Source organism: Teichococcus aerophilus, assembly GCF_014490485.1.
In the GTDB taxonomy this organism is placed as follows: Bacteria; Pseudomonadota; Alphaproteobacteria; order Acetobacterales; family Acetobacteraceae; genus Pseudoroseomonas; species Pseudoroseomonas aerophila.
The window spans coordinates 1-18343 of sequence record NZ_JACTVA010000072.1 but is presented as its reverse complement, the minus strand read 5'-3'; the positions used below and the strand labels follow the sequence as shown (position 1 = coordinate 18343).

Annotated in this window: 13 protein-coding genes; 6 read left to right on the top strand and 7 right to left on the bottom strand. The window is 69.0% G+C overall.

The features are described 5' to 3' along the window. A partial coding sequence (locus tag IBL26_RS23355) for a mechanosensitive ion channel family protein (protein WP_187786919.1) occupies positions 1 to 2013 on the top strand: 2013 nt, incomplete at its 5' end. A gap of 90 nt (positions 2014 to 2103) precedes the next feature. On the opposite strand, the gene IBL26_RS23350 is transcribed toward IBL26_RS23355, so the two are convergent. Continuing rightward, a complete protein-coding gene (locus tag IBL26_RS23350) occupies positions 2104 to 3102 on the bottom strand; it encodes a Bug family tripartite tricarboxylate transporter substrate binding protein (RefSeq protein ID WP_187786918.1) in 999 nt (332 codons plus the stop codon). A gap of 112 nt (positions 3103 to 3214) precedes the next feature. Between IBL26_RS23350 and IBL26_RS23345 the strand changes: the two genes are divergently transcribed. Then, on the top strand, positions 3215 to 4459 hold the full coding sequence (locus IBL26_RS23345; RefSeq protein WP_187786917.1) for an amidohydrolase family protein: 1245 nt from the start codon (positions 3215 to 3217) through the stop codon (positions 4457 to 4459). A 288-nt stretch (positions 4460 to 4747) separates the two neighbouring features. On the opposite strand, the gene IBL26_RS23340 is transcribed toward IBL26_RS23345, so the two are convergent. Then, positions 4748 to 5971 (bottom strand): TIGR03862 family flavoprotein, encoded by a 1224-nt coding sequence (locus IBL26_RS23340; protein WP_187786916.1) that lies wholly within the window; start codon positions 5969 to 5971, stop codon positions 4748 to 4750. Between the two features lie 101 nt (positions 5972 to 6072). Between IBL26_RS23340 and purU the strand changes: the two genes are divergently transcribed. Both purU and IBL26_RS23330 read left to right on the top strand, forming a co-directional pair. Further along, on the top strand, positions 6073 to 6936 hold the full coding sequence (gene purU / locus IBL26_RS23335) for a formyltetrahydrofolate deformylase (RefSeq protein WP_187786915.1): 864 nt from the start codon (positions 6073 to 6075) through the stop codon (positions 6934 to 6936). A gap of 184 nt (positions 6937 to 7120) precedes the next feature. Next, positions 7121 to 7687 carry a hypothetical protein gene (locus tag IBL26_RS23330; protein ID WP_187786914.1) on the top strand — a complete coding sequence of 189 codons (567 nt, stop codon included), beginning with the start codon at positions 7121 to 7123 and terminating at the stop codon, positions 7685 to 7687. A gap of 304 nt (positions 7688 to 7991) precedes the next feature. Here IBL26_RS23330 and IBL26_RS23325 read toward each other — a convergent pair whose 3' ends face one another. From IBL26_RS23325 to IBL26_RS23305, 5 genes are all read right to left on the bottom strand, one after another. Continuing rightward, positions 7992 to 9818 (bottom strand): CocE/NonD family hydrolase, encoded by a 1827-nt coding sequence (locus IBL26_RS23325; RefSeq protein WP_187786913.1) that lies wholly within the window; start codon positions 9816 to 9818, stop codon positions 7992 to 7994. A gap of 4 nt (positions 9819 to 9822) precedes the next feature. After that, entirely contained in the window at positions 9823 to 11424 is a 1602-nt protein-coding gene (locus tag IBL26_RS23320) for an ABC transporter substrate-binding protein (protein ID WP_187786912.1), read from the bottom strand. Between the two features lie 68 nt (positions 11425 to 11492). Then, complete coding sequence (locus tag IBL26_RS23315; RefSeq protein ID WP_187786911.1) at positions 11493 to 12794, bottom strand: NAD(P)/FAD-dependent oxidoreductase; 1302 nt, start codon at positions 12792 to 12794, stop codon at positions 11493 to 11495. A gap of 83 nt (positions 12795 to 12877) precedes the next feature. Further along, positions 12878 to 16045 (bottom strand): efflux RND transporter permease subunit, encoded by a 3168-nt coding sequence (locus IBL26_RS23310; protein WP_187786910.1) that lies wholly within the window; start codon positions 16043 to 16045, stop codon positions 12878 to 12880. 3 nt (positions 16046 to 16048) lie between these two features. Further along, entirely contained in the window at positions 16049 to 17116 is a 1068-nt protein-coding gene (locus tag IBL26_RS23305; RefSeq protein ID WP_367615497.1) for an efflux RND transporter periplasmic adaptor subunit, read from the bottom strand. Positions 17117 to 17337: 221 nt separating this feature from the next. Between IBL26_RS23305 and IBL26_RS23300 the strand changes: the two genes are divergently transcribed. Beyond that, positions 17338 to 18000 carry a TetR family transcriptional regulator gene (locus IBL26_RS23300; protein WP_187786908.1) on the top strand — a complete coding sequence of 221 codons (663 nt, stop codon included), beginning with the start codon at positions 17338 to 17340 and terminating at the stop codon, positions 17998 to 18000. Between the two features lie 11 nt (positions 18001 to 18011). Next, positions 18012 to 18227 carry a hypothetical protein gene (locus tag IBL26_RS23295; RefSeq protein WP_187786907.1) on the top strand — a complete coding sequence of 72 codons (216 nt, stop codon included), beginning with the start codon at positions 18012 to 18014 and terminating at the stop codon, positions 18225 to 18227. Positions 18228 to 18343: the final 116 nt, after the last annotated feature.

Here is an 18343-nt window from a genome sequence, read left to right as displayed (position 1 = left end):
GCCGCCGCGCCCGCCCCGGGCGCCGCCCCCGCCGCCGCCAAGCCGGATGAGGACGCGCCGCCGCAGGGCGGCCTGCTCGGCGCCGTGGCGGTCGGGTTGACCGATATCGGCCAGACGGTGCGGGACCAGGTGAACAGCGGCAGCGTCTACAGCCGTGTCCGTTCCGCTGCGTCCCAGGCCAGCACGCGCCTCTATAATGCCTTCGGCAGTGGCGATATCTGGGGCTTCCTGCTCTGGGCCTTTGCTGGCTGGGGCCTGGCCCTGGCCTTCCTGTACGGCTTGCGCACCTTGCCCTGGTTGCGCCCGCGCGCGGACCGCTTCCACCCCGACCGGCGCGCCGCCTTCTGGCGCACGGCGGGGCTTGAGGCGGTGCGGCGCCTGGTGCCCTGGCTGCCTGCCGTGGCCATCGCCATCGCTTGGCCGGCGGTGCTGCCGCGCTCGGGCGATGCCGCGCGCATCTTCCTGGCCGTGGCCATTCCCTTCCTGGTCGGCAGCTTCGTCATCCGCATCGGCGGGCCGTTGCTGTACCTATTGGGCCCGGTACGCGGCTGGCGCATCGTCCGCTATGCCGAGCGGCGCATCCTGCCCTGGATCGGCGCGCTGGCGACGCTGGCCGTCGCCAGCACCATGCTACGGGCGCCGGACCTGCGCTGGACCCTGGGCTTCGACGTCGCGGCGGTGCTGACCTTCATCGTCGATGTCGCCCTGGGCATCGTCGCGGTCATCTTCATCTTCAACCGCCGCCGGGGCGTGCAGCGCCTGATTTCGGACAGCGGCACCGACAAGACGCGGGACGGCAAGCTGTACAAGGCCGTCATCGCCCGGCTGGCCGCCAACTGGCACCTGCTGGGGTTGGTGATCGTGGTGGGGCACCTGATCTCCCGCGTCCTCGGCATCGGCGGCGGCTCGTTCATCGGCCGCGCCATGGTGACGCTGGCGGCCATCACCATCGTCACCACCCTGACCTACGCGCTCTCCGGCGGGCTGGCGAAGCTGGCGCACTCGATGCAGGTGGGCAAGAAGGGCGGCCTGGCCTACCGGCTGACCTGGCGGTACCTGGAGGCGGTGCGGCGGCTGCTGCGGCTGCTCGCCACCGTGTTGATCATCATCATCGCGCTGCGGATCTGGAATTTCGACGCGGTGGTGTGGTTCAGCACCGGCATTGGCCTGGCCATCGCGCGGCCCATCCTGTCCATCGCCGCCATCCTGATGGTGGGCTGGGTCGTCTGGATCGCGCTGGATACCGCGGTCGACTACGCCCTGCTGCCGAAGGACAATTCTGGCCGGGCGCGCGACCATTCCGCCCGCGCCCGCACCCTGCTGCCGTTGCTGCGAAACTTCGCCTTCGTGGTACTGGTGGTCATGACAGTGATCGCCATCCTCAGCAATCTCGGCGTCAACGTCACCCTGCTGCTGGGCGGTGTGTCCATCTTCGGTCTGGCCCTCGGCTTCGGGTCCCAGCAACTGGTGCAGGACGTCATCACCGGCCTGTTCATGCTGTTCGAGGACACCATCGCGGTCGGCGACACCATCGATACCGGTGACCGCAACGGCACGGTGGAAAGCGTCACCATCCGCACCGTACGCATCCGCGATGGCGACGGCGCGCTGCACACCATTCCCTTCAGCCAGATCAAGGCGCTGAAGAACCGCTCGCGCGGCCTCGGCGTCTACACGGTCAAGGTGGTGGTGGGCTACGACGCCAATCTGGACCGGGTGATGGAAGTGATGAAGGAGGTAGGCCAGGGCCTGCGGGAAGACCCGTCCTTCTCCCCGGACATGCTGACCGGGCTGGAGATCTGGGGCGTGGACCAGTTCACCCCGGATGGCATCACCATCATGGGCGGGCTGAAGACGCGCGCACTGAAGCAGTGGGGCGTCGGCCGCGCCTTCAACCTGCGGCTGAAGCAGCGCTTCGACCAGGAAGGCATCCCGCTGACGCCGCCGCGCCCGTCGCTGGTGATGCCGCCGGCACCGGCGCACCGGGAGTTGGAGCAGGATATCGGGGCTTAACGCCCCGGAGGCTGCCGGGTGGCCACAAAGCCGACGGGGCCGCCACCACGTATCGAAAAGGCCGGGGGAACCATTCCCCCGGCCTTTGTTTCATTCCGGCTTGATGTTCCGCTTGCGGATCAGCGCGCCCCACTTGTCCCGCTCCTGCTGCGCGTAGGGGCCGAACTGGTCCGGCGTACCGCCCACCGGGTCGATCGACAGCGGGGCCAGCTTCTCCCGCACCTCGGCCGACAGCATGATGGCGCGGGCCGCGTCCGCCAACTGGCGCAGGATCGGCTCCGGCGTGCCGGCCGGGGCGAAGAAGCCGAAATCGGTGGAGGCGCGGTAGCCGGGCAGGCCGCTCTCGGCCACCGTCGGCACGTCCGGCACTTCCTTGCTGCGCTCGGCGCTGGTCACCGCCAGGGCGCGCAACTCACCGGAGCGCAGATAGGGCACCGCCGTCACGGAATCGACGAAGGAGAGTGCGACCTCGTTGGCCAGGATGGCCTGCACGCCCTGGGCGCCGCTGCGGTAGGGCACGTGCAGCATCTCGGTGCCCGACATGTCCAGCATCAGCTCGACACCCAGGTGGTTGGCGACGCCGGAACCGGCGGAGGCGTAGCTGATGGTTCCGGGCTTCGCCTTGGCCGCCTCCAGCAGGTCCTGCAGCGTGCGGTACGGGGCATTGGCCGCCACGCAGATGAACATGGCGTTGGTGGCCAGCATGCCGATCGGGGCGAAGGCGCGGTCGTTGTCGTAGGGCAACCGCTCGAACATGAAGGGCGCCATGGCGAAGGTGCCGTTGGGCACCACGCCCAGCGTGTAGCCATCTGGCCGCGCGCGCGCGAGGAAGGACTGCCCCACCGTGCCGCTGGCGCCCGCGCGGTTGTCCACCACGAATTGCTGGCCAAGCCGGGTGGAGAGGTGCTGCGCCAGCAGCCGCGCCACGAAGTCGGTGGAGCCGCCGGGGGCGAAGGGCACGATCACCGACACCGGATGAGTGGGGTAGCCGGGGGCGGCCGCAGGGGCACTCTGGGCCACGGCACGGCTTGCAGGAATCCCGGCCAGGGCCATGCTGCCCAGCAGGGCATGGCGGCGTGTAACGCGCATCGAATCGTTCCTCCAAAGGGGCGCCATTGCCTGGCGCCTTCACTCGGGGGGTTATGGACGAACCGGTTGGTCCGTTCCATAGAATCCCGCAACGAAACGAACGGGAAACGCCATGAAGCAGACGACCGTGACCGTGCTGCGTGCCGCCGCCGCCTGGACCGGGCAGGACAGCGCCGTGATATCCCCCGCCGAGATCCATGTAGTGGCCGGGCGGATCGACTGGATCGGCCGCACCGGGGAACGGCCGCTGCCGGAGGGGGCGGTGCTGCGGGACCTCGGCAACCAGTGGCTGCTGCCCGGCTTCATCGACGCCCACCTGCATCTGTGGGGGCTGGACCATGCCGAGCCGGCGGCGCTGTGGGGCTGGCCGCTGTCGTATCGCGCCGCCTATGCCATCGCTGACCTGGGGCAGATGCTCCAGCATGGCATCACCGCCGTGCGCTGCCTCGGCGGGCCGCTCGGCCCTTCGCTGGCCCGCGCGGTGCGGCAGGGGCTGGTGCCCGGCCCGCATGTCGTCGCCGCCGGGGAGTTCATCTGCCCCCGCGCCGGCACCTGGGACCATGCTGCGTTCCCGCAGGAATGGGTCGAGGGCCTCGGCATGTACGCCGATGGCGCCGATGCCTGCCGCCAGCGGGTGCGCGAGCGCATCCGCCAGGGCGCCGACTTCATCAAGGTCGCCGGTTCCGTCGGCGAGCATACCGACCTGCTGCGCCCCTGGGGCAATGACCCGGCGCATCTGCGCCTGGCCTACAGCGACGGGGAACTGGCGGTGCTGGTCGAGGAATCGCACCGCAACGGCCTGCGAGTCGCCATCCACGCCATTGGCGAGCCGTCTGTCCGCCAGGCGCTGGACCACGGCGTGGACAGCATCGAGCACGGCCACGGCATCGGCGACGAGACCGCGCGGCGGCTGGCCGATAGCGGCGCCATCCTCGTGCCCACCCTCTCGCTGCCCGTGCTGCGCGCGAAGCACCCGGTGCCGGAAGTCGCGGCGGGCTGGCAGCGGCACCGGGACGCCCAGCAGGCCTCCATGCAGCACGTCCTGCGCCACGGCGTGCGCATCGCCTCCGGCACCGACTTCACCGGCCCGCCCTTCTCCCCCCACGGCCCCAGCCCGATGGAGATGGAAATCCTGGTGGAGGCCGGCATGACGGCGGAGCAGGCCCTGACCGCCTGCATCGTCACCGGCGCCGAAGTGCTGGGCCTGCAAGACCGCATCGGCCGTCTGGCCCCGGGCTTCGACGCCGACCTCGTTGCCCTGCCCGGAGACCCACGCGCGCAGATCAGCCTGGTGCGGCAAGTGGGCTTCGTCATGAAAGGCGGCGCGGTGATGCGGGATAATGCCCCGGCGCGCTGAAGCGTTTCCATGTGATGGGCGCCGAGAAGAGGGGAGGAGGAAGGCCGGGGAAGGAATTCCCCGGACCCCATCTTCTTTTTTCGAGTGTCTGCCGTGTGGCCGTTGAAAGGGTAGCGCTAAACGACGGCTGGGTGCGCCGGAGGTCCTAGACCTCCGGCGACTGAGGGTTCAGCCCGTGTGGCCGTTATAAATATCATCAAGCGGCGTCTGCTCTCAGTCCTGCAGCACCACACCAAACTCGCAGAAGAAAGAAGGGGTTCGGGGAATTCTTTCCCCGGCCTTCCTCCCTTAGCCCGGCGGCGGCACAGGCTGCCCCGCCAGCCATTCCGCCACGCCAAGCCCGGCGGTGCGGCCGGTGGCGAAGCAGGCTTGCAGCAGGTAGCCGCCGGTGGGGGCTTCCCAGTCCAGCATCTCGCCGCAGGCGAACAGGCCGGGGCGGCTGCGCAGCATGAAATGGTTGTCCAGCTCCCCCAGGGCGATGCCGCCGGCGGAGGAGATGGCGCGGTCCAGCCCCTGGGGGGCTTCCAGCCGCAGCGGCAATGCCTTGATCAGCGCGGGCAGGGGCGCGGTGGCGCCGGCGTGCAGGGCTTCCTGCACCAGCCCGATGGCGACGGGCGGCAGGCCGGCGGCCTTGCGCAGGAAGGTGGAGAGGGACTGGCCGCGGCGGGGCTCGTCCAGCTTGGGCGCCAGTGTGGCGGCGTCCAGGTCCGGGCGCAGGTCCAGCAATAGGGTGGCGTGGCCATGCGCGGCGATGGCGTCGCGGAGTGGGGCGGAAAGGGCGTAGACGGCGCCGCCTTCGATACCCTGGGCGGTGACGATGGCTTCGCCCCGCACCGTGCGGCCAGCGAAGGTGAGGGCGATGCGCTTGAGCGGCGTGCCCTCGAACTTCGTGCGGAAGATGGCGGACCAGGTAAGGCGGAAGCCCATGTTGCTAGGCTGGAAGGGCTGCATGGCCACGCCGGACAGTTGTGCGGCCCAACGCCCATCCGAGCCCAGCCGGGGCCAGGAGGCACCGCCCATGGCCAGCACCGTGGCGGCGGGGCGGTGGAGCTGCTCGCCTTCGGGAGTGCCAAGGCGCAGGGCGCCATCCGGCGTGAAGCCACGCCATTCGTGCCGGAGCAGCAGCCGCACGCCCTGGGCATCCAGCCGTGCCAGCCAGGCGCGCAGCAGCGGCGATGCCTTGAGCGCGCGCGGGAAGATGCGGCCGGAACTGCCGGTGAAGACCTCCTGCCCCAGTGCCTCGGCCCAGCCGACAAGGGCGTCTGGCGGGAAGGCGCAGATGGCGGCGGCCAGCGCGGCCTCGGCACCGGCATAGCGGGGCAGGAACGCTTCCAACGGTTCCGAATGCGTCAGGTTCAGGCCGCCGCGGCCGGCCATGAGGAACTTGCGGGCGGGCGAGGGCATGCGCTCGTACACGCGCACGGCGTGGCCGGCGGTGGCGATGGTCTCGGCGGCCATCAGCCCGGCGGGGCCGGCGCCGAGCACGGCGACGAAGGGGGGTTCGGTGTTCACGCGCGCCTTATGCGCCCGAATGCCGGGAATTGGAATTTGGTGCCTTGGCAGCGTGCGCCGCACGGCATACCCACCACGCTCCGAATGGCCCGAGGCGCGAGATGCCCGATACCCTGCACAGCTCCCATGTCCTGACGCTGAACTGCGCCAACCGCCCCGGCATCGTCGCCGCCGTGGCCGGAGCGCTGTTCGAAGCCGGCGGCGACATCCGCGAGGCGCAGCAATTCGACGACACCGCCACCAACCGCTTCTTCATGCGCGTGGTGTTCGACACGGTGCCCGCCACGACCGAGGCGGCGTTGCGGGAGACGATCAGCGCCGTCGCCCGCCGCTTCGACATGGCCTGGACGTTGCGGGACCGCGCGGTGAAGCGGCGGGTGATGCTGCTGGTCTCGAAGTTCGACCATTGCCTGGTGGACCTGCTGTATCGCTGGCGCATCGGCGAGATGGGGATGGAGATCGCCGGCATCATCTCCAACCACCCGCGCGAGACCTATGCGCATCTGGACCTGGAGGGCATTCCCTTCCACCACCTGCCGGTGACGCGCCAGACCAAGATGGAGCAGGAGGCCGAGATGTGGCGCCTGTTCCAGGCCAGTGGTGCCGACCTGATGGTGCTGGCGCGCTACATGCAGGTGTTGTCGGATGGGTTGGCGGCGAAGGTCTCCGGCCGCTGCATCAACATCCATCATTCCTTCCTGCCGGGCTTCAAGGGTGCGCGGCCTTACCACCAGGCGCATCTGCGCGGCGTGAAGCTGATCGGCGCGACGGCCCACTTCGTCACCGCCGACCTCGACGAAGGCCCGATCATCGAGCAGGATGTCGAGCGCATCACGCATGCCGACACGCCCGACGACCTGATCCGCAAAGGGCGGGATATCGAGCGCCGCGTGCTGGCACGCGCCATCGGCCTGTTCCTGGATGACCGCGTCATCCTGAACGGCAACAAGACCGTCGTGTTCTAAGCAAGATGGTTCCCGACGCAGGCTGAGCCGCCTGGGTCCTGCGCGGTCGGCCCGGCCATGAACGGGGCCACTGTTGCCCGCGGCGAAGCCTCCTGCCCGGCGCGCGCACAAGCGCGTGGGGTTGGCTTGGCCTTGGCCGAAGTCACTGTTACCCCTGCGGTATGCCGCTGGACGGGAACAGATCATGCAGGATTTTCGCCCTGGCCGCCGTGGCCCTGCCGACCCCGAAGCCGCCGCGCATCTGCAGCAGCAGCTTCAACCGGGCGAGTGGCTGGTGTGGACCGGGCAGCCCTCGGCGGAGGCGTTGGTCCTCTCCCGCCTGTTTCCGGCGGTGGTCGGGTTGACTTTCCTGGCGCTCCTGCTGCCCATGGCCATCGGGGCCCAGCATGTCTCACTGCTTTCCGTTGAGGTGCACGGGCAGAAGGCGTTTCCGCTGATCGCGCTGGCTTTCATCGGCGTCGCATCCTGGTACGTCGCCTCTGCCCCGCTGGCTTGGTTCGGCGCGCAGCACATCTACTACGGCGTCACCAACCGGCGGGTGCTGCGCCTATGCCTGTGGCCGATCCGCTTCACCACCTCCTGGCCACCGCAGGACATCAACGACCTGCACCGCAAGCCAGGCATCGACGGCACCGCCACTGTCATCTTCCATCGCAACCGAACCTACCAGGCCCTGCGGCAGGACGCCTTCCACGGTGTGACCGACGCAGATGGCGCCGAAGCCGCGCTGCGCGCCCTGCGTGACGGCTGACGCACGGCCTTCTCGGCAGGGTTTTGGTTGGTCTTGGCGGTGCGAAGGCCGGGGACTGAGTTCCCCAGGCCCCCTTCTTTCTTTCCGCGAGCTTGGCGTTGGTGCTTTGACTAGGAGCAGGTGCTTTTCGATGATGTCCATCATGGGGCGCGCGGGCTGAACCCTCGGCCGCCGAAGGTCTTGGACCTCCGGCGCACCCGGCCGTCTCTCAGGATCACCTTCTGAACAGTCACGCCCGAAACTCGGCAAAGGGAGAGGAGGCGCCCGGGGAATTCCTTCCCCGGCCTTCCTTCAGCCCCAAGCGCTACGGCGCCCGACGCGGCACCACCGGCAGCACGACATGGGAAGGCCGGGACGCATCGACGAACAGCGTGTTCGTCGCCACCCGCATCCGCCGCCATGCGCCTTCCGGTTCGCCGGTCTGCGGGTTGATGTCGTAATGCGGGAACTCGCTGGAGGCGATGTCCAGCCGGATGCGGTGGCCGGCCTTGAACAGGTTGGCGGTCGGGAACAGCTCGACCGTGATGCGTACCGGTACGCCGGGTTCCAGCAGGCTGGGGTTGGCCGGGTCGTCGCGGTAGCGCAGGCGCAGGATGCCTTCCGTCAGGTTCATGGCGAAGCCCTGCGGGTAGTCGGCACTCGGCGGGTGCACATCGACAAGCTTGGCGGTGATATCGGTATCCGGGGCGTCGCTGGCCACCCAGAGATGGGCCATGACGGGGCCGATGATCTCGACATCGCTGTCGAGGACGGGGGTTTCGAAGACGACGACATCGGGGCGGGACGCCAGCGGCAGGTACGGCGCCGTGTGGGCGAACATGCCCTCCCGCTCCCGCTGGTCATAGGCGCCGCCGGAGATGAGCGGCTCCATCGAGGTGATGGCACCGCCCACGGTGGGGATAGGGTGTGCCGGGTCCGCAGTCCAGGAGATGGGCGTGGCCCGGGGGGCGGGCGTTGCCTCGCCTAGCGCGCCGTCGGGGTGCAGGTGGTAGGCGGTGAAGCGCGTGCCGGGCAGCGGCCAGTTCTCCGCCTGGCGCCAGTAGCCACCATGTTCCAGCTTGCCCTCCGCATTGCGGCGGCCGGAGCCGCCGCCCATGACGAAGACGCGGACGCGCGGGTCGTCCTCCACGCCATTCGGCAGGTCGCGCAGCCAGCGGTCGAAGAAGCGCAGACGGAAGGCGCGCCAGTCGCCGGCCCAGGAATCGACGGTCGCTTCGGGGCCGAACTCCACCTCGCCGAACGCGGTCTGGCTGCGGTTGCCGTGCGTCCAGGGGCCGAGGATGAGGAAGGGGCGGCCGCGTCCGGCATCGCGCAGGCCGCAGAAATTCTCGACCGCGGTGCGGGGGTAGGGGTCGTACCAGGAGGACATGTGCACCATCGGCACATCGGCATACTGGTGGTGCCAGCCCTGTGCGTAGATGCCCAGCTTCTGCCAGAATGGGCCGAAGGCGCCTTCGGTCCATTGCTCGAACAGGTAGTCCTCGTAATCCGGGGCGTGGCGCACGGGCGAATGGCCCGGCTTCCAGGGCCAGCGGGCAAACCAGGCGTGCAGGTCCTCGGCCGCGAAGGCGGCTGCGCGCACCGGGTCCGTCACCGTCTCCGGCGCCAGCTTGCCCTGGTTGAAGGCCCAGGTGGCCTGCTTCAGCTCGAACGCCCCGCCCCGGCGGATGCCGCCCTGCCAGGCGTTGGAGAAGCCGCCGGAATCGAGGATCTGCGCTGCCAGCCCGGGCGGGTTGAGGCAGCCCAGCGAGGCCTGGGTATGCGCGGCGTAGGACAGGCCCATCGTGCCGATGCGGCCGTTGCACCAGGGCTGCCGCATGATCCAGGCGCAGCAATCGTAGCCGTCCTCGCCATCCGCCAGATATTTGACGAACTCGCCCTCACTGCCCCAGCGGCCGCGGCAATCCTGGTAGACGACGGCGTAGCCGTGGGCGACGAAATAGCCGGCGATATCCTCCCGCAGCGCCGGCTTCGGATCGGCGGCGGTGCGCTCGGAGCGCGAGACCTCCCGCTTGCCGTAGGGGGTGCGTTCCAGGATGACCGGGAAGGGGCCGTCGCCGTCCGGCAGGTAGAGATCGGTGGCCAGCCGCACGCCATCGCGGCAGGCGACCATGTGTTCGGTGCGGTTCATCGTCTCAGGGCTTCACATTCAGATGCTGGGTCAGGGTGCCTTCCTCCAGCCCGGCCTCGTAGGCCAGGCCGGCGCGATGCGCCCAGGTGTTGTTGGGGACGTGCAGGGGCAGGATGCCGGCATCCTCCCGGAAGGCCAGTTGCTGCGCCTGCCGCAGCAGGGCGTCGCGCTGGGCGGCATCCGGCACGGTGCGCGCCTGCTCCAGCAACGCATCGAAGCGCGGGTTGGAATAGCGGCCACGATTCAGCCCACCGAGGCCGCGCTGCTGGTCGAAGCTGTGCATGACCTGGGAGAGGCCGAGCCAGGAATCGCCGGTGGTGTGGCCGAAGCCGATCAGGAAGGTGGAGAATTCCCGCTTGCCGGCACGGGTGAAGAACACGTTGGAAGGCATGACCTCCACCCGTGTCTCGATGCCGATGCGCGTCCAGAACTGCGCCACGGCCTGGGCGGTCTTGTCGTCCTCGATATAGCGGTTGTTGGGCGAATGCAGGGTGATGCGGAAGCCATCCGGGTAGCCGGCTTCCGCCAGCAGCCGCTTCGCCTCGGCCGCGTCAAAGGCGGGCGCGGCCAAAGCGGGGTCGTAGCCGATCTGCCCTTCCACCGCGAGTTGCCCGGCCGGGCGGGCGGCGCCGGAGAGCACGCGCTCCACGATCGCCGTGCGGTTGATGCCGGCGGAGAGCGCGCGGCGCACCCGCGCATCCCGCAGCGGGTTATGCGGCAGTGGCTTGCCATCCTTGGCAGTGACGAAGGGGGTGGTATCGCCGCTCTGGTCCAGCGCCAGGTAGATCATCCGCGCGGAGGTGGAGGAGGAGATGCCGACCGCCGGATTGCCGCGCAGGCGGGCAATCTCGGATGGCGGCACCGCGTCGATCAGGTCGAGGTCCCCGGCCAGCAGGGCGGCCAGCCGGCCGGCATCGTTGCCGAGCGGCCGCAGGCTGGCGCGGGCGAAGGCCGGCTTCTCGCCCCAGTAATCGTCGTTCCGTTCCAGCGTGATGCTGGAGCCGGGCTGCCAGCCACGGAAGCGCCAGGGGCCGGAGCCGATGGCGGCGCGGCCGCTGTTGAAATCGGCCGTGGTGGCGTCCCGCGCCACATGGGCGGGCACGACATAGGCCGTCATCGCATTCAGCACCACCGAGGGGTCGGCGCCGCGGGAGCGCAGGCGGATGGTGCGCGGATCGACGATCTCGATGGCGGTGACGGCACCCTGCATGCGGATGAATGGCGCCGGGCTGTTCGGCACTTTCGGCATCCGTTCCAGCGAGAAGCGGATATCCTCGGCGGTAACGGGGGTGCCGTCGTGGAAGCGGGCGCCCTCCCGGATGCGGAACTCCCAGATGTCGGGTTCCGGGTTGGTCACGCTGGTCAGGCCCGGAACCGGGCGCAGGTTGAGGTCGGCCGAGAGCATCGGGTCGAAGATATGCTGCGCCACGGTCTGGTTGGCGCCGACCAGGGCGAAATGCGGATCGATCGAGGAGGTCTCGGTCTGCAGCCCGACCCGTGCTTCGCGCGGCTGGCCCTGGGCGTGCAGCACCCCCGGCGTCAGGGCCGTGCCAGCCAGCAGGCCAGTGAGCAGCAGGGGAACGCACGGCGTGCGGGGGGTGCGCATGGCGGAACCTCGTTACGGGTACCGCTACGCTAAACTACATTGGTACCAATGAGGAAGGCGGTACCGGATTACTCCAGCTTCACGCCCGGGCGGCTGGCATGGCGCAGCAGGTCCGTCATCCAGTACAGCAGGGCGCGCCAGAAGCCGAACAGCCCCAGCTGGTGCCGTCGGTAGAGCGAGGCATAGCTGAGCTGGGCGAAGCGCCCCTGCACGAACAGGCCGCTATGGCCCAGCAGCCCGCGCTTCCCCAGGCTGCCGAAGGCGTTGTAGCGGCCGAGCGCCACCAGGGCGCCCTTGTGGTTGTACTCGAATGGCTTCAGCTCCTGCCCGGCCAGGGCCGCTTGCAGGTTGCGCGTCAGGTGGATGGCCTGTTGCTGCGCCACCTGGGCGGTGGCACCCAGCGGACGCTCCTCCCCCGGCGGGGTGAGGGAGGAACAATCCCCGATGGCGAAGATCGCGTCATCCCGCGTCGTCTGCAGGGTCGGGCGGATGACGAGCTGGTTGTTGCGGGTGGTCTCCAGCCCATCGATCTCTTTCAGGAAGGAGGGTGCCTTGATGCCGGCCGCCCACACCTTCAGCGTGGCGGGGATGCGGCGGCCATCCTTCAGCACCAGCGCATCCGGCTCCACCGCCGAGACCTGGGCGTTGGTCAGCACCGTCGCGCCCTCCCGCTCCAGCTCCGTCTGGGCGGAGGCGGCCACCCGCTCCGGCAGCGCGCCCAGGATGCGCGGGGCGGTCTCCACCAGGGTCAGCCGCAGGCGCTTGCGCAGGTCGGGGAAGCCGTAGCCGCTGGCGAGGTCGAGCGCCGTGTTCAGCTCCGCCGACAGCTCCACCCCCGTGGCGCCGGCGCCGACGATGGCGATGTCCAGCGTGCGATCCGGCGGTCCGTCCAGGGTGCGGAGCACCTCGGCGCGCAGGGCTTCGTAGAAGGCGTCGGCCTGGTCGCGGCTGTCGATCAGCCGCGCATTCTCAGCCACGCCGGGGATGCCGAAATCATTGGCAGTGCTGCCGACGGCGATGACCAGCAGGTCATACGGCACTTCCCGCGCCGCCAGGATCTCACGCCCCGCAGCGTCCTGCAAAGCGGCGAGACTGACGCGGCGATTGGCACGGTCCAGCCCCACCATCTCCCCCGGCCAGTAGCGGAAGCCGCTGCGGTTGGCCTGGGCGATGTAGCCCAGCTGCTCCACCCCGGTATCCAGCGTGCCGGCCGCCACCTCGTGCAGCAGCGGCTTCCAGATATGGGTGGATGCGCGGTCGATCAGCGTGATGGACGCGCGCCCCTTGCGGCCCAGCCGGCGCCCCAGCCGTGTCGCCAGATGCAGGCCGCCCGCGCCGCCACCGATGATGACGATGTTCTTCTGGTCCATGCTGGTTCTCCTCGGCTGAAACGAAGAAGGGGGCACCCCGTTGCCGTGGTGCCCCCTTTTGGCTCAGCGAATGGCGGGGCGCATCAATGCGCCGTGCCGGGTGCCTTCTTGTCGTCCGGGTTGGCATGCTGGCCACGCCCGAACTTCCGGTGCGTCGCTTCACGCATCCGCTGGAACACCACGTAGAGCATCGGGATCAGGAAGATACCGATGGTCGAGGCCGCGATCATGCCGGCGAAGACCGGCGTGGACACCGCGCGCCGCGCCAGCATCGCCGCGCCGCTCGCCCACACCAGCGGCACGAGGCCGAGGATGAAGGCGATCGACGTCATCATCACCGCGCGGAAACGCAGGCGTGCACCCAGCTCGGCGGCTTCGACGATCGAATGGCCGGCCTCGCGCTGCTCCTTGGCGAACTCGATGATCAGAATGCCGTTCTTCGCCGCCAGCGCGATCAGCACGATCAGGCCGATCTGCGCGTAGAGGTCCATCGACAGGCCGGAGAGCGAGATGCCCCAGACCGCCGCCAGCACGCCGACCACCACCGAGAGCAGCACGGGAATGGGAATGACCCAGCTCTCGTACAGCGCCACCAGGAACAGGAAGGCGAACAGCACGGCCAGCGCCAGGATGTAGACCGTCTGGCCCTGGGCCTGGCGTTCCTGGAACGCGGTACCCGTCCATTCGAACGAGTAGCCGGCGGGCAGGGTGTTGCGGGAGACCTCCTCCATCGCCTGCATGGCGACGCCGGAGGAGATGCCCGGTGCCGGGCCGCCGTTGATGGTGATGGAGCGGTAGTTGTTGTAGCGCGTGATGTTCTGCGGCCCGACGACCGTGCGGACCTCGGCGATCGCGCGCAACGGCACCATCTCGCCACGGCTGTTGCGGATCTGGATTTTCCACAGCGCGTTCTCGTCCCGCCGGTCGGCGGCCTCGCCCTGCACCAGCACCTGCCAGGTGCGGCCATACAGGTTGAAGTTGTTGACGAAGCTGCTGCCCAGCGTGGCCTGCAGCGCCGAGAACACGTCCGTCATGCCAAGGCCGAGCGCCTGCGCCTTGTCACGGTCGATATCCAGGTAGAGCGAGGGGGCGCGGGCGGAGAAGGTGGAGAACACCTGCGCCAGCCGCGGGTCCTGATTGGCGGCGCCCACCAGGGCTTGCATGACCTGGCCGATCGCCGCCGGGTCCGCGCCTTCCAGCGACTCAAGCTGGTACTCGAAGCCGCCGCCGGTGGAGAGGCCGATGATCGGCGGCAGGTTGATCGGGATGATCTGCGCGTTGCGGATCTGCTGGCTCTCCTGGAAGATCCGGCCGATCAGCGCCTGCACGTTGTCGCCCGGCCCGGTGCGCTCCGCGAACTCCTTCAGCTGCACGAACATCGTGGCGGCGGAGGAGGAGTTGCTGCTGTCGAGCAGCGAGAGCCCGACGATGGCCACGGCGTCCCGCACCTGCGGCAGCTGCTTCAGGCGGGCTTCCATATCGGCCACCACGCGGCTGGTCCGCGGTTGGGCCGCGCCATCCGGCAGCTGGAAGGCGATGATGAAGGCGCCCTGGTCCTCGGACGGCAGGAAGCCGCTGGGGACCTTGCTGGCGATGGTGAAGGCGCCGAAGCCGAAGGCCGCGACGAGCACGAGCCCGACCAGGGAGAGCCGCAGCAGGCGGCGCACGATGCTGGCATAGCCATCGCGCACGTTGTCGATGCGGTTGCCCACCCAGCCCATGATGCCGCGCCGTTTACCAGTATGGCGCAGGAACACGGCGCAGAGGGCGGGGGAGAGCGTCAGCGCGTTGATGGCCGAGATCACCATGGCGACCGAGATGGTCACCGCGAACTGGCGGAACAGCACGCCGGACAGGCCGGGGATGAAGCCAATCGGCACGAACACCGAGAGCAGCACCAGGGTAATGGCGATGATCGGCGCGGTGATCTGCGCCATCGCCTTCTTGGTGGCATCCCCCGGCGAGAGCTCCGGTTCCTCCTCCATGATGCGTTCGACGTTCTCGACCACCACGATGGCGTCGTCGACGACGATGCCGATGGCGAGGACCATGGCCAGGAGCGAGACTGTATTGGCCGAGTAGCCCATGACCAGCAGCACCGCGAAGGTCGTGATCAGGCTGACCGGCACGGCGATGATGGGGATGATGGTGGCGCGCGCGTTGCCCAGGAACAGGAACACGACGACGGCCACCAGCACGAAGGCCTCGATGAGGGTCTTGATGACCTCATGGATGGTGTCGTTGACGAAGATGGTGGTGTCGAACACCGGGCGCACCGTCATGCCCTGCGGCATGCGGGCACGCACGCGGTCCAGCGTGGCGTTGACGGCCGCGGCCGCGTTCACCGCGTTGGCGCCGGGCGCCAGGTAGATGCCGAGCGCGACGCCGGCCTGGCCGTTCAGCCGGGTGCTGACGTCCTGGTTCTGCGCGCCCATCTCGATCCGCGCCACGTCCCGCACCCGCAGCACGGAGCCGTCGGGGTTGGCGCGCAGCAGGATGCTGCCGAACTCTTCCGGGGTGGAGAGGCGGCCGCGGGTCTGCACGTTCATCTGGACCTGCTGGTCGTCCGGCACCGGCTGGGCGCCGATGCGGCCGGCCGGCGCCTGCACGTTCTGCGACCGGATGGCCGTGACCACGTCCGACGGCGAGAGGTTCAGGCTGACCAGGCGCTGCGTGTCGAACCAGATGCGCATCGCGTAGTTCTGGCGCGAGAACAGATTGGCCGAGCCGACGCCCGGCGTGCGGGCGATCTCGTCCAGCAGGTTCAGCGTGGCGTAGTTGGTCAGGAACAGCGGGTCGTACTGGTCCGCCTGCTCCGCATACAGGAACAGCACCTGCAGGATGGAGGAGGACTGCTTGCGGACCTGGATGCCTTGCTGCTGCACCTCGGTCGGCATCAGCGACATCGCCGCCTGGACGCGGTTGTTGACGTTGACGGTGTTGATGTCGGCGTTGCTGCCCAGCGTGAAGCTGACGTTCAGCGTGTAGCTGCCGTCGCTGCCGCTGTTGGAACGCATGTAGATGGAGTTCTCGACGCCCACCACCTGCGCTTCAAGCGGCTGGGCGACGGCCTGCTCCACCACCTCGGCCGAGGCGCCGGGATAGGTCGCGGAGACCTGCACCTGCGGCGGCACGATGTCCGGGAACTGGGAGACCGGGATGCGGGTGAGCGAGAGCGCGCCCGCGATGGTCATGACGATCGCGATGACGATCGCCAGCCTTGGCCGGTCGACGAAGACGGATGAGAGCACCTATCAGCCCCCCTGCCGCGCGGGCGGCGCGCCATTGCCGCCGCCGGCCGGCGCTGCCACCGGGCCCGGCGTCACGGCGGCGCCGGGGCGAACGCGCTGCAGGCCCTCGACGACGACCTGCTCGCCTTCCTTCAGGCCATCAGCCACTGCCACCAGCTGCGGGGTGGACTGGCTGCCGATGCGGATGGCACGCCGTTCCGCCTTGTTGTCGGCGCCGACGACGTAGACGAAATCGCCACGCTGGTCGGTCATCATGGCGGAGCGGGGCACGGTCAGCACCTGCACCGGCTCCACCGAGGCGAGCTGCACCGTGACCAACTGGCCGGCCGTCAGCTCACGCCCGACGCCACGCCCGGCGGGCAGGGGCGGGTTGGGCATGCGGCCACGCATAGCGATGCTGTCGGTATCCCGGCCGACATCGATGTCGATGAAGTCCAGCTTGCCGGTCTGCTCATACATCTGGCCGCTGGGCAGGCGCAGCCGCACCGCCACGGCATCCCAGCCGCCACGTTCCGCATAGCGGCTGCGCAGTTCCAGCATGGTGCGAACCGGCACGGTGAAGTTGGCGTACATCGGGTCCTGGCTGACGATGGTGGCCAAGGCGCCGGAGGAGGGGGTGACGACGTTGCCCGGCGTCACCGAGGCACGGCCGATCCGGCCGGCGACAGGGGCGCGGATCTCGGTGTAGTTCAGGTTGATCTGTGCCTGCTGCTCCTGCGCCTGGGCGGAGAGCAGCTGCGCCTGCGCCGAACGCGCCGCCGCCGTGGCGTTATCCACGGTGGAGCGCTGGCCGGCGGGGGTGCTGAGCAGGGACTGGGCACGGCCAAGGGTCAGGTTGGCGTTCTGCAACTGCGCCTGCGCCTCGGCCACGCCGGCCTTGGCGATCTGCAGCTGCGCCTCGAACGGCCCGCGCTCCAGCCGGAACAGCAGGTCGCCCTGCTTCACCTCGGCGCCTTCGTCGAACAGGCGGGCTTCCAGGAAGGCGGTGACGCGGGACTGCAGGTCCACGCGGTCCACCGCCTCGATCCGGCCAATAAATTCGTTGGTCTCCGTCACGGGACGGCGCGCCACGGGTGCCACGCCTACGGCTGGCGGGGGGCCGCCAGGCTGCTGCGCATAGGCTGAAACAGAAGAAAGGCCGAGCAAGGCCAGAAGGCCGAGACGGGCCAACCCGCGTCGGTGGGTAAACGGCATGAAGCCTCCAGGATGACAAGCGCCTGCGTCCTGGCAGGCTTGAATATATACGTGGCCGTATGTATATAAATTAGAGTTGTTCGTACGCAAGGGGATAGATGGCGCGCCGCACAAAACAGGAAGCCGATGAGACGCGTGAGGCGCTTCTGGACGCTGCCGAAGAGGTCTTCCTGGAACGTGGCGTCTCCCGTGCGTCGCTGGACCAGGTCGCGCGCGCGGCTGGCTGCACCCGCGGCGCGGTGCATTGGCATTTCGGCGACAAGCTGGGCTTGTTCCTGGCCCTGGACGAACGTCTGCTGCTTTATCAAGATGAAGCATGCCAGATGCTGGACGGCGATGGCGGGTGCGAGCCTACATCGATGCCGCAGATGTTCCAATGGATTGGCGATGCGATGGAGCGGCTGGAGCGTGACCCGCACCGCCGGCGCCTGCTGACCGTCATGTTGCAACGCTGTGAATATGTGCAGGAAATGGCCCCGGCGCTGGACCGGCGGCGAAATGCTGATATGGCCATGCGGGAGCGCCTGCTGGGCTTCTTCCAGCGGGCGGAGGCACGGGGCGAGATCTCGCCCGCCTGGCAGCCGGACCAAGCGGCCCGCTTCCTGCATGCTTTGATCAGTGGCCTTTTGACCGAGTGGCTGAACAGTGGCGGCCAGTTCAGCCTCTCCGCCCAGGTGAGGGAAAGCCTGGGACTGTTCCTGAATTGCCTTTGCGGGGTCGCGCAGCGCGAGACCGCGAAGGTCGCGTCCCCGACCTGCTAGGAGTGGCCCCCATGGTGGCTCGTCTCGTCATCCTTCCCCTGCTCGCCGGTCTGGCGCTGGCGGGGTGTTCCTCCACCCGCACCGAGGACTCCGTGCTGGGCGCCCGTGGCTCCACGGTGAACACAATTCGAGGCGGCGAGGCCACACAGGGCGAAGTTCTACGCCCTGAGCCTGGCAATATCTGGTCCGAGGGCTTGCAGTCCTCCCAGCCGACCCCCACCCGTTGAGCAGCTGCCCGCTATCCGCAGGGCGTTAAGGAAGAGTACCGATGAAGAAGGTGATGTCGGCGTCGGGGCTGCTGGCGCTGCTGGCGGTGAGCGGCGCGCAGGTTGGCGTGGCGCAT